We start from the raw sequence: 12,287 nt of genomic DNA, 5'->3' as shown, positions 1-12,287 counted from the left end.
CCTCTGCCGCCAACTAAAATCATGCAAAAGTCATTGATAACAGGAGCAGGCCATGCGCTGGCAAGGGCGTCGTGAAAGCGACAATGTGGAAGATCGTCGCGGCGATTCGCCGGGTTTTAGTTCTGGCGGACGCCAGATTCGTCTGCCGCGCGGCAAGGGCGGCATTATTCTGCTGATTGTGGTCGCGGTCGCTGGCTATTACGGCTACGACCTCACCGCGCTGCTGGAAGGCGGTACGCCGGTGTCGCAACAGCAGCAGCGTCAGGTCAATTCGGCGCAGGATAACGAGGCGGCCAAATTCACCTCGGTGATCCTCGCCACCACCGAAGATACCTGGGGCAAATTGTTCCAGCAGATGGGCAAACAATACGCGCCGCCGAAGCTGGTGATGTATCGCGGTGCGACGCGCACTAACTGCGGTACCGGCCAGTCGGCAATGGGGCCGTTCTACTGCCCGGCCGATCAGACGGTGTATATCGATCTCTCTTTCTATGACGACATGAAAACCAAACTCGGAGCCGGGGGTGATTTTGCCCAGGGTTACGTCATCGCCCACGAAGTGGGGCATCACGTGCAGAAACTGCTGGGTATCGAACCGAAAGTGCGCCAGATGCAGCAGGGCGCCACGCAGGCGCAGGTGAACCAGCTGTCGGTGAAGATGGAGCTGCAGGCGGACTGCTTTGCTGGCGTCTGGGGTCACTATATGCAGCAGGAGAACATTCTTGAGGTGGGCGATTTGCAGGAAGCGCTGAACGCCGCCGAGGCGATTGGCGACGATCGTCTGCAGCAGCAAAGTCAGGGGCGCGTAGTGCCGGACAGCTTCACTCACGGCACCTCACAGCAGCGCTACACCTGGTTCAAACGCGGTTTTGATAGCGGCAATCCGGGCCAGTGCAACACCTTCGCCAGTAACTGATGTTGCACGCTGAACTGGCGGCGGCGATGCAGCAAGCCGGTATCCGCCGTCTGTGCGTGATTTCCGGTGAAGCTGGCTGGGCGCGCCATGAGGCGGCCACATGGCAGGCCGCACTGCCCGGTGACTGGTTAACGGTCAGCGACAGCGATGACTTCCCGCAGCGCGTCGCGCCTGCAGCGCTGCGTACCCTGCTGGGCCGGGAATTCCGGCATGCCATTTTCGATGCGCGCCACGGCTTTCATGCGGAAGCGTTCGCTGCGCTGGCCGGGACGCTGCGGGCCGGCAGCTGGCTGCTGTTACTGACGCCAGACTGGAACGCCTGGCCGGCGCAGCCCGATCGCGACAGCCTGCGCTGGGCCGATGTCGACCAGCCCATCGCCACGCCGCATTTCATCCACCATCTGCAACAGCATATCCTGCAGGATGCGCAGGTGATGCTGCTGCGTCAGTACCAGACGCCGCGCCTGCCGGCACCGCAGTCCTTCGCGCCGTGGCAGTGTCGCGCCCCCGAGCAGCAGGCGCAGATTGTCCGTCAGCTGTGCGCCATGCCACCCGGTGTCGCGGTGATCATCGCCCCGCGCGGTCGCGGCAAATCGGCGCTGGCGGGGATGCTGGCGCGCCAGACGCAAAGCGCGCTGGTGACGGCGCCGGCCAAAGCCGCGACGGAGGTGCTGGCACAGTTCGCCGCTGAGCAGTTTAGCTTTATGGCCCCGGATGCGATTCTCGCTCAGCCGCAGGAGGCTCAGCCGCTGGCAGAATGGCTGATTGTGGATGAGGCCGCGGCGATCCCCGCGCCGCTGTTACAGCAGCTGGTGCAGCGTTTTCCACGCGTTCTGCTGACCACCACGGTGCAGGGCTACGAAGGTACCGGGCGCGGTTTCATGCTGCGCTTTTGCGCCACGCTGCCGCAGGTGCGCTATTTCCAGCTGGATGAGCCGCTGCGCTGGTCGGCGCAGGATCCGCTGGAGCAGTGGCTGAGTGCGGCGCTGCTGTTTGCTGAGGCCGAAGCCTGCGACGCACCCGCGCAGACAGCGATTTTTGCCGCTACGCCCACGCAGCACGCCGACGCCTTACAGGCCGGCTATCGTCTGCTGGCGAGCGCCCACTATCGCACCTCGCCACTCGATCTGCGACGTATGCTGGATGCGCCCGGCATGCATTTCTGGCTGGCCGGGCAGCCGCAGCAGGTCACCGGCGCGCTGTGGCTGGTGGAAGAGGGCGGACTGGATGCCGCGCTGGCGCAGGCGGTGTGGGCCGGCTTACGTCGTCCGCGCGGCAATCTGGTGGCGCAGTCATTAGCGGCACATGCCGGTTTTACTGAAGCGGCGACGTTACGTTCGCTGCGCATCAGCCGCATCGCCGTGCAGGCCGCGCAGCGCCAGCGCGGCATCGGTCGCGCGCTGGTGGCGACGGCGCGGCAGCAGGCGCAGGGCGCGGACTATCTGTCGGTGAGCTTTGGCTACACCGCAGCGCTGTGGCAGTTCTGGCGCGCCTGCGGCTTTACGCTGGTGCGTATCGGTTCACAGCGCGAAGCCAGCAGCGGTTGCTATGCGGCGATGGCGATTTGTGCGCTGACGCCTGCCGGTGAAGCCCTGCAGCAGCGCGCCGCGCAGCGTCTGGCGCGCGACTGGCCTTGGCTGCAAAAGCTGATCGCGGTGCCGCTGACCCTGTCGTCCGCCGACCATCAATCCCTCAGCGCCGACGACTGGCCGCTGCTGGCCGCGTTTGCCTGGGCGCAGCGGCCCTATGAAGCCAGCTATCCGGCGCTGCAGCGGCTGGCGGGTGTCGCATCGCCACCGTTGCTGTGTGCCATACTGCAACAAAAACAAACGCTGAGTGAAGCGGCACGGCTGGCCGGCGTGAGCGGGCGTAAAGCGCTGATGCTCAGGCTGCGCGCGGAGGCGGCTGACGCACTCATCATGCTGGATGCCGCTTCCGCGCAGCACTGGCAGCAGCGCCTCGGCACATTGCAATAAATCCATTATCTCGTTCAAATTTTCCCAATATCACTTTGCCGTCAGCGGCGTATAGTGATTTGAGGAGGACGTTATGGCACTACGATATGTAATTGTTCAGCAACCGGATAACGCCGCGCAGCTGTTTTTGCTGTATCACGGCGTGAACGACAACCCCGATTCGATGGCGCAGATTGGCAGCTGGTTCGCGCAGGCGTTTCCGCAGGCGCAGGTGGTGTCGGTGGGCGCACCTTATCCGGCCAGCGCGCCGCAGGGCCGCCAATGGTATGCCGAGATACCGGAACACGACCGCTCGCAGCAGCAGGGCGTGGATGCGGTGATGCCGTCCTTTGTCGAGTCGGTGCGTCACTGGCAGCAGCAGAGCGGCGTGCGGCCGGAAGCCACCGCGCTGGTCGGTTTTTCGCAGGGCGGCACCATGGTGCTGGAAGGCGTAAAAGCCCAGCCGGATCTGGCGGGACGCGTGGTGGCCTTTAGCGGCCGCTACGTCACGCTGCCGGAGCAGGCCAGCACGCGCAACACTATCCACCTGATTCACGGCGATTATGACGAGCAGGTGCCGATGCAGCATGCGGAAGCGGCGATGCAGCGCTTAACCGCGCTGGGCGGCGATGTGACGCTGGATATCGTTGACGATCTGCCGCACGCAATTGATGAACGCAGCATGCAGCTGGCGCTGAATCACCTGCGCTATACCGTGCCGCGCCGCTATTTTGATGAGGCGCTGAGCGGGGCGAAGCCGGGCGACGATGATGTGGTGATGATGGTGTGAGACCGGCGCGCCATAAAACAAAGGTCGCCGTGCAGGGCGACCTTGTACGCTAAACGATCGGCGGCGACTACTTCTTTTTCGGCCAGTCGTCGTCATCGTCCCACTTATCGTTGAAATCGCGATGCGGTGGCAGATCCGGTTTGTTATCCATATATTTTTTATGATCGATGCGCTTCAGGTCTTTATAGACGTTCATCAGCACGCCCACCATCAGCAGAATCACAATCACCCACCAGTACTCTTTTAACCATTCCATGAGGTTTCTCCTTCAAGGTGCCATCAGGCGATCAGCTGTTCCATAATGCGCTGATACATCCGGCTCAGCAGCTGCAAATCCGAGGCTTTCACGCACTCATTGATCTTATGAATAGTGGCATTCACCGGGCCGAGCTCCACCACCTGTGCGCCCATGCGGGCAATAAAGCGCCCGTCAGAGGTGCCGCCGGTGGTTAACAGCTGCGGCTTGATCTCATTATAGTGCGCCACGGCGTTGACGACCGCATCCACCAGCTTGCCGCGTGAAGTCAGGAATGGCTGACCGGACACATTCCACTCCAGCGTATAGCGCAGCTGGTGGCGATCGAGCAGCGCCGCCACGCGATCTTTGATCATCTGATCGGTCAGTTCGGTGCTGAAGCGAAAGTTAAACTGCACGAAAAACTCGCCAGGGATCACATTGTTACTGCCGGTGCCGGCCTGCACGTTGGCGATCTGCATGCTGGTCGGCGGGAAGAATTCATTGCCCTGATCCCACTCGGTCGCCACCAGCTCGTTGAGCGCCGGCATCGCGCGATGCACCGGGTTATCAGCCAGATGCGGATACGCCACGTGGCCCTGCACGCCGTGAATGGTCAGATTGGCGGTCATCGAGCCGCGACGGCCATTCTTCACCACGTCGCCGACCACTTCGGTGCTCGACGGTTCGCCGACGAGGCAGTAATCCATACGTTCGTTGCGCGCCATCAGGCGCTCAACCACTTTTACCGTACCGTTGACGGCGCTGGCTTCTTCATCGGAAGTGATGAGAAACGCCAGCCGGCCAGCATGATTGGGATGAGCAGCAACGAAGCGCTCGGCCGCCACCACCATCGCCGCCAGCGAGCCTTTCATGTCAGCGGCGCCACGGCCAAACAGCATGCCGTCGCGAATCGACGGTTCAAACGGCGGGCTGATCCAGCGGTTGGCATCGCCCGGTGGCACCACATCAGTGTGCCCGGCAAAGGCCAGCGTTTCGCCCTGGCCGCGCGTGGCCCAGAAGTTAAGCGTATCGCCAATGTGCATCGGCTCGACGTGGAAACCAATCGCCTCCAGGCGCGCAATTAACATGGCCTGGCAACCGGCGTCATCCGGACTAAGCGAGGGGCGACGAATAAGCTGCTGAGCCAGCTCAATGACCGGACAGAACATGTTATGACTTCTCCTGGATAAAGGCGTGATAAACGGGTTCTTTGAAACCCACCAGCAATGTACCGTCTGGCGCCGCCAGCACCGGACGTTTGATCAGCGCCGGGTGCGCCAGCATCAGCGCTTTGGCGCTGGCCGCATCGCGGATGGCATCGCGTTCTGCTTCCGGCAACTGACGCCAGGTGGTGCCGCGCGTGTTCAGCAGCACGTCATACCCCAGCTGGTCGATAAAGGATTGCAGCAGCGCCGCATCCAGCCCGTCAGCGCGATAATCATGAAAATGAAAGTCGATGCCGGAAGTGCTCAAATAGTTGCGTGCTTTTTTTATGGTGTCGCAATTCTTAATTCCGTACATCACCCACTGCGCTGTCATCGCGTATTCCCGTCCTGTGTTAAATAAAGCGCGAGTTTACCATAGCGCGCTGTGGGCTGTGAGGTCAGACGCGCAGCAGCGCTGTTTTTCATCTCGCCGCGACGCCAATAAACGACGCTAATCAGGGCCAGTAAACGCTTTCACTTACCTGCGAAATTGTCGCCTGCGGCATCATTAGCGATCTAAGAATTATCTTAGGTGGTAAAAACGGGCCTGGCGGATTAAGTCCGCGCTTTTATGAGTCGCATTAACAGGTTGCTGAAATGTGCGTCAGTCCGCAGTTTCGGCAAATTCAAGCTTTCTGCGGTAGTTGCCGATAGTGATGAGAGGTGGAAACGTATTCACCTGTAGAAAAAAACGGCGTAAAATCGCCACTACAAGAAGAGAGGGTATTATGGTTGAACACGAACTGGGGAACTGGAAAGAATTTATCGAAGCGATGTTACGTAAGTAATTCGTGAAGAGAAAAGCAGGGCACTTCCCAACTTGCTGTTATTCTTACCGCACACATCAATAAAGCCGCCATTTATCATGGCGGCTTTTTATTTGTCCGGATTTAGCCTCAGTCGTGCGGCTTTGCCCGCAGCGGGAAGCGGCGGCGCACCAGCACAAAGAACAGCGGCACAAAGAAGATCGCCAGTACCGTGGCGGAGATCATGCCGCCCATCACGCCAGTACCGACCGCATGCTGGCTGCCGGAACCGGCACCGCTGCTGATCGCCATCGGCAGCACGCCGAAAATAAAGGCCAGCGACGTCATCAGAATCGGCCGCAGGCGCTGCCGCGATGCCTCCAGCGTCGACTCCAGCAGTTCACGCCCTTTGCTGTTGATCTCATTGGCGAACTCGACGATCAGGATCGCATTCTTCGCCGACAGGCCAATCACCGTCAGCAGGCCGACCTGAAAGTAGATGTCATTCTCCAGTCCGCGCAGCCAGGTGGCGACCAGCGCGCCCACCACGCCCAGCGGCACCACCAGCATCACCGAGAACGGAATCGACCAGCTCTCGTACAGCGCCGCGAGGCACAGGAACACTACCAGCAGCGAAATCGCATACAGCGCCGGTGCCTGCGAGCCGGAGAGACGTTCCTGATAGGAGGCACCGGTCCACTGGAAGCCAACGCCGAGCGGCAGCTGCGCCACCAGTTTCTCCATCTCATCCATCGCCGTGCCGCTGCTGACGCCGTTAGCCGCCTCGCCGACAATCTCCAGCGACGAATAGCCGTTGTAGCGTTCAAGACGCGGTGAACCGGTCTCCCAGTGGCTGGTGGCGAAGGCGGAGAACGGCACCATGCCGCCGCTGTTGTTGCGCACATACCATTTGTTGATGTCGCCCGGCAGCATGCGGAATTCCGGTGCGGCCTGGACGTAGACTTTCTTCACGCGGCCGCGGTCGAGAAAATCATTCACGTAGGTTGAGCCCCAGGCGGTGGTCAGGGTGTCGTTGATGGTGTCCAGCGACACGCCGAGCGCCTGCGCTTTGCGCTGGTCGACATCAATCTGCAGCTGCGGGCTGTCGTCGAGCCCGTTGTGGCGCACGCGCGACAGCGCCGGATTGTTGTCGGCCAGCGCCAGCAGCCGATCGCGCATCGCCATCAGCTCGGTGTGCCCGATGCCGCCGTGATCCTGCAACTCCATATCAAAGCCGGAGGAGCTGCCCATGCCGGTTATCGCCGGTGGACTGCTGGCGATAACGCGTGCCTCTTTGATCTTTTTGAAGGCTGCGGTGGCGCGATCGATGATGGCAAACGAGGTGCGATCGCGACCTGGCCGCTGCTCCCAGTCCTTCAGGCGCACAAACAGGCGCGCCACGTTTTGTCCGTTGCCGCCCGGACCGGCACCAATGGTGGAGAACACCGACAGTACATTGTCCTTCTCGGCAGTCAGGTAATAATCCTCAACCTTTGCCACCACCTGCGAGGTTTGCTGCAGCGTTGAGCCCGGCGGCAGTTGTACCTGAGTAAGAAATACGCCGCGATCTTCCAGCGGCAGGAAGGAGGTAGGCAGACGAATAAACAGGAACGCCATCACGCCGATAATCGCCAGGTAGAGCAGCAGCCAGCGGCCGCTCTTCAGCAGAATGCGCGCTACGCCGCGCTCGTAGCGTTCGGCGCTGGCGTTGAAGCGGCGGTTAAACCAGCCGAAAAAGCCGCGCCGGCCATGGTGCTGGCCCTGCGCCAGCGGTTTGAGCAGCGTGGAGCACAGCGCGGGCGTCAGAATCATCGCCACCAGCACCGACAGCACCATCGCCGAGACAATGGTGATGGAGAACTGGCGATAGATAGCGCCCACGGTGCCGCCAAAGAACGCCATCGGCACAAACACTGCGGACAGCACCAGCGCGATGCCCACCAGCGCGCCCTGAATCTGCCCCATCGATTTACGCGTGGCGGCACGCGGCGATAATCCCTCTTCGCTCATGATGCGCTCGACGTTCTCCACCACCACGATGGCATCATCCACCAGCAGCCCGATGGCCAGCACCATGGCGAACATGGTCAGGGTGTTAATACTGAAGCCGCAGGCGTACAGCACCGCAAAGGTACCGAGCAGCACCACCGGAACAGCAATGGTGGGAATGAGCGTGGCGCGGAAGTTTTGCAGGAACAGGTACATCACCAGAAACACCAGCAGAATCGCTTCCAGCAGGGTTTTCACCACGTCCTTAATGGAGGCTTTGACGAACGGCGTGGTTTCAAACGCCACTTTGGCTTCCAGTCCGTGCGGGAAGTATTGCGCCAGTTCGGCAACACGGGCGCGCACCAGCTTGTCGGTGTTCATCTCGTTAGCGCCGGAGGCCAGTTTGATGCCGAGACCGGATGCCGGCTGGCCGTTATAGCGGCTCAGAAAGTCATACTTTTCGGCGCCCATGGCGATGGTGGCCACGTCGCCGAGCGTCACCACTGAACCGTCGGTGTTGGTTTTCAGCGTAATCGCGCGAAACTGCGCGGGCGTCTGTAGCATCGACTGGGCGTTAACCGTGGCGTTCAGCGCCTGTTTGTCCACCGACGGCAACCCGCCGACCTGGCCGACCGCCACCTGGGTGTTCTGCGATTCGATGGCGCTGACCACATCGTCGGTGGTTAGCGCGTAGTTAATCAGCTTATTGGGATCGAGCCAGATGCGCATCGCGTATTGCGATCCGTAGGCATCGACCTGGCCGACGCCGTCGATGCGGCTGAGCGGATCCTGAATATTACTGGCAACGTAATCGGCAATATCCTGTTTATCCATGCTGCCGTCGGTGGAGACAAAGGCGATCATCAGAATGTTGCTGTCGCCGGTTTTGTTTACCGTGACGCCCTGCGATTGCACCGCCGCTGGCAGTTTGCGCAGCGCGCTCTGCAGCTGATTCTGTACCTGTTGCCGCGCTTCATCCGGGTTAGTGCCGGCGGTAAAGGTGAGGGTGATCTGCGCCTGGCCGGTGTTGCTGCTGTTCGAGGACATGTACATCAGGTTATCGATCCCCGTCATATTCTGCTCGATAACCTGGGTGACGGTGTTTTCCAGCGTCTGCGCGGATGCGCCGGGATAGTTGGCGGTGATGCGCACGTTAGGCGGCGCGAGATCCGGATACTGTTCCACCGGCAGCGAGATAATGGCCAGCGTGCCACACAGGCACAGCAAAATAGCCAGCACCCAGGCAAAAATGGGGCGGTCGATAAAAAAGTTCGACATGAAACCGACACTCCTCAGCTGCGTACTTTGTACTTGTTATTAGTAAAAGCGTGCCGCAGGCTGCGCTTCACGCTGGCGGAGTGCAAGGGCGATCCTGAAAACTCCGGCTGCTGCTTACTGTACGCGGGGCAAATTAGGGAATCGTGGATAAATTATGGAGAAAGTGTAAAAGTCGCAGCAGCTTTATGTGCGCACTCACACATTGCGACTCTCCAGCCACAGCACCGTTGCCGCAACGCGGGAACGAACTTCGAGCTTACGCAGCAGGTTGCGGATGTGTACCTTTACCGTTTCTTCGGAAATGTGCAGCGTGGCGGCAATCTCTTTGTTGGATAAGCCGCGCGCCACTTCCTGCAACACATCCAGCTCGCGCTCGGTCAGCTGTCTGAACGGATTGGCGCTGGGCTGGCGGGTCGCCAGGTATTCTGCCACCACCTCGCTGAACACGTTCTCGCCCTGTGCGCCGCGCATTACCTGCGCCAGCAGCAGTTCCGGTTCGCTGTCTTTGAGCAGATAGCCATCGGCACCGGCATCCACCATGGCGTAAATATCGCTGCGCGCGTCGGAGACCGTCAGCACCAGAATGCGTGCCGCGACGCCCTCGTGGCGCAGCGCCTTCAGCGTATCCAGCCCGGACATGCCCTTCATATTCAGGTCGAGCAGAATCACATCCGGTGCCAGACGGCGCGCTTCGGCCAGCGCTTCGGTACCGTTATTCGCCTCAGCCACCACTTCCAGACGCGGTTCCAGCGCCAGCAACTGGCGGATACCGCGACGCATCAGCGGATGATCGTCAACGATCATAATAGACAGGGAAGGGTGAGCCATAGGTTCTCCAGAGTTTCAATCCGTTTGCTAAGTGTAATGCGTTAAGCCAGCCGGTGCGCGGGGCGGGCGGGAAAACGCAGCGTGACGCAGGTGCCCTGCGCCTGCGGGGTAATCAGTAAGCTGCCGGCGAGACGCGCCGCGCGCTCGGCCATGATAGTCAGCCCGTAGTGGCCCGGCGGCTCTTCTACGCTATTGATACCGCAGCCGTCATCTTCGATGGTCAGCAGGTGCTCATCATCAGCGACACGCTGATAGCGAATCTGAATCTGCTGCGCCTGTGCGTGACGAATTGCATTGAGCAGCGCCTCGCGCGCAATCTGCAGCACGTGCACCTGCTGCTGAGCATCCAGCGTTTGCAGGCCAGGCTGATAGTCAAAGGTAATCGCCGCCTGCGACTGCTCCTGCAGCGGGCCGATCATCGCCTGCATCGCCTGCACTAAATCGGCCTGTTCAATGCTCAGGCGGAAGGTGGTGAGCAGTTCGCGCAGCTGCTGATAGGCCTCGGCCAGCGCGCGATCGAAATCGGCGATGATCGCCTGTGCCTGCGGCTGGCTGCTATCGACATTACGCCGCAGCAGCGTCAGCTGGATACGCAGAAAAGAGAGCGACTGCGCCAGCGAATCGTGCAGCTCGCGCGCAATGGTGGCGCGCTCTTCAATCAGCAGCATCTGCTGATACTGCTTCTGCGTCTGCCAGATCCACAGTGCACGCGCCAGCATGTTGGCCAGGCTGTGCATCAGCTCATCGGCCGGCGGCGCGCGGCGGGTTTGCCAGCACAGTTCGCCGAGGCGCTGCTCCTCCTGCTGCAGCGGCAGCCGCTGCCAGCTGAGATCGTCGGCGGGCACGCCGGCCTGGAAGGCGATATCCTCGCTGGCGATTTGCAGCACCTCCAGCGCTTCCCGTCGCTGCACCAGCCGCAGCAGGCCCTGGAACAGCTCGGGATTGAGCGGGCTGCCGGTGAGAATCTGCGAGCTTTCATACAGCAGCGACAGCGTGCGGTTGGCCTGGGTTAAATCTTCGGTTTTATTGCGTACCGCGCACTCCAGCAGGCGATAGTGTGAATGCAGTCGCTCCGCCATGGTGGTAAACGCCTGCGCCAGCACGCCCAGCTCGTTGGGCTGATGCACGGAAAGCGGCGGAAAACTGAAGTTGGCCTGCTCGACGTACTGACTGGCGGTGACCAGCGAATCGAGCGGACGCACTACGTTACGGCGAATAAAGCCAATGCTCCACAGCGCCAGCGCGACAATCGCCAGAAAGCCGAACAGGCTGCTGGCAGCCACCAGATGCATTTTCAGCTCGGCATAGTGCTGCACCGCCAGCACGAAGCGGTCAATCTCACTGACGTAGCCCGCCACGCGCTGCTGGTAGACCTGCGCTCGCGCCGGCTGCAGCGTCTCCTGCAGTACCGGCCAGCTGTCGCGCAGATAGCGGTAGCGGCTGCTGACTTCAATCGGCACCCACGGACGCTCCAGATGCTGCAGCGCCGGTGACTCCAGCGTCTGCTGATATTGCTGCATATGGTGCGCCAGCTGCTGCGGATCGCGCGTGCTGTCCCACGCCAGCCGGTAGATTTGCATGCGCAGCGAGCCGGCGACATTCACCGCTTCGGCATCGCGCAAACTGCTGGAGAGCGTCATCAGCGCCAGGCCGGTGGTTAACAGCGACAGCAGCACAATCGCGCTCAGCGCGCGGGCAATGGTGCGGGTAACGGGACGTTTCACTATCACAATAATAACCCTTACAAGAGCGGGGGATTATAAGTCAGCCGCAGCGCGGGTGCGAGCGCGAAATTGACACATCTGGTTACTTTTACCAGAGAAACTCACCACGTTTTACGTTTCCCTGGATTAGTCGCGTTTGGCTGGCGAAATATTGAACGCTTTTACCGCCCGCGCAGCCTGGTTTGCAATGGCTCGCCGATACTTTGACGCGTAACCCTTTTCCCGCACGACAACAGGAGCACCTCATGAAGACACGTTATGCCGTAATGACTGCTGCACTGCTTGCCAGCGCATCGTTTACTACCTTTGCCGCCTCGCCGTTGAGCGAGGCACAAACCCAGGACCTGCAAAGCAGCGGCACCGTTTCGGTGAGCGGCGTGCGGGGTTCGCTGGATGACGCCACCCGTCAGCTGTCGCAGAAAGCGGAAGAGATGGGCGCCAGCCACTATCGCGTCATCGGCATGCAGAATCCGGGCGATTCCAGCATGTGGAGCGGCAGCGCCGAGATTTACCGTTAATGCCCTTCATTATTCCCCTCTGGTAGTTTTTTCCTGTAGCCACCGATTACCGGCCACCCCACTGGCCGGTTTTTTTGTGCGTCGCGACGGATTATTACAA

11 protein-coding genes are annotated in these 12,287 nt (G+C 60.7%); 5 read left to right on the top strand and 6 right to left on the bottom strand.

Translation table 11 applies throughout. The annotated features are described in order from the left end of the window. Positions 1-52: 52 nt before the first annotated feature. The 3 genes from C1Y43_RS14450 (at position 53) to ypfH (ending at position 3,661) form a co-directional block, all read left to right on the top strand. On the top strand, positions 53-916 hold the full coding sequence (locus C1Y43_RS14450; protein WP_104188645.1) for a neutral zinc metallopeptidase: 864 nt from the start codon (positions 53-55) through the stop codon (positions 914-916). After that, positions 916-2,892 carry a tRNA(Met) cytidine acetyltransferase TmcA gene (locus C1Y43_RS14445; protein WP_104188643.1) on the top strand — a complete coding sequence of 659 codons (1,977 nt, stop codon included), beginning with the start codon at positions 916-918 and terminating at the stop codon, positions 2,890-2,892. The genes C1Y43_RS14450 and C1Y43_RS14445 overlap by 1 nt, the downstream gene beginning before the upstream one ends. 73 nt (positions 2,893-2,965) lie before the next feature. Then, entirely contained in the window at positions 2,966-3,661 is a 696-nt protein-coding gene (gene ypfH / locus C1Y43_RS14440) for an esterase (RefSeq protein WP_021508041.1), read from the top strand. A gap of 67 nt (positions 3,662-3,728) precedes the next feature. On the opposite strand, the gene C1Y43_RS14435 is transcribed toward ypfH, so the two are convergent. The 3 genes from C1Y43_RS14435 to C1Y43_RS14425 are packed head-to-tail and all read right to left on the bottom strand — an operon-like array spanning position 3,729 to position 5,438. After that, complete coding sequence (locus tag C1Y43_RS14435) at positions 3,729-3,917, bottom strand: YpfN family protein (protein ID WP_021508042.1); 189 nt, start codon at positions 3,915-3,917, stop codon at positions 3,729-3,731. 23 nt (positions 3,918-3,940) lie between these two features. Next, positions 3,941-5,068, bottom strand: a complete 1,128-nt coding sequence (gene dapE, locus C1Y43_RS14430; RefSeq protein ID WP_010617581.1) for a succinyl-diaminopimelate desuccinylase — start codon at positions 5,066-5,068, stop codon at positions 3,941-3,943. A gap of 1 nt (position 5,069) precedes the next feature. After that, entirely contained in the window at positions 5,070-5,438 is a 369-nt protein-coding gene (locus tag C1Y43_RS14425; RefSeq protein ID WP_021508043.1) for an ArsC family reductase, read from the bottom strand. 322 nt (positions 5,439-5,760) lie between these two features. Between C1Y43_RS14425 and ypfM the strand changes: the two genes are divergently transcribed. Further along, a complete protein-coding gene (gene ypfM / locus C1Y43_RS24325; protein WP_211072994.1) occupies positions 5,761-5,892 on the top strand; it encodes a protein YpfM in 132 nt (43 codons plus the stop codon). 108 nt (positions 5,893-6,000) lie between these two features. Here ypfM and acrD read toward each other — a convergent pair whose 3' ends face one another. The 3 genes from acrD to narQ all read right to left on the bottom strand — a co-directional run bounded on the left by acrD (position 6,001) and on the right by narQ (position 11,675). Beyond that, complete coding sequence (gene acrD, locus C1Y43_RS14415; protein WP_104188641.1) at positions 6,001-9,117, bottom strand: multidrug efflux RND transporter permease AcrD; 3,117 nt, start codon at positions 9,115-9,117, stop codon at positions 6,001-6,003. Positions 9,118-9,312: 195 nt separating this feature from the next. Further along, positions 9,313-9,945 carry a response regulator gene (locus C1Y43_RS14410; protein WP_104188639.1) on the bottom strand — a complete coding sequence of 211 codons (633 nt, stop codon included), beginning with the start codon at positions 9,943-9,945 and terminating at the stop codon, positions 9,313-9,315. 41 nt (positions 9,946-9,986) lie between these two features. After that, entirely contained in the window at positions 9,987-11,675 is a 1,689-nt protein-coding gene (gene narQ / locus C1Y43_RS14405; protein WP_104188637.1) for a nitrate/nitrite two-component system sensor histidine kinase NarQ, read from the bottom strand. Between the two features lie 239 nt (positions 11,676-11,914). Between narQ and C1Y43_RS14400 the strand changes: the two genes are divergently transcribed. Further along, positions 11,915-12,187, top strand: a complete 273-nt coding sequence (locus tag C1Y43_RS14400; RefSeq protein ID WP_058770823.1) for a DUF1471 domain-containing protein — start codon at positions 11,915-11,917, stop codon at positions 12,185-12,187. The last annotated feature ends 100 nt before the right edge of the window (positions 12,188-12,287 follow it).

It is taken from the genome of Pantoea sp. ICBG 828, assembly GCF_002928355.1.
Taxonomy (GTDB): Bacteria; Pseudomonadota; Gammaproteobacteria; order Enterobacterales; family Enterobacteriaceae; genus Pantoea; species Pantoea dispersa.
This window is presented reverse-complemented; position numbering and strand designations above follow the sequence as displayed.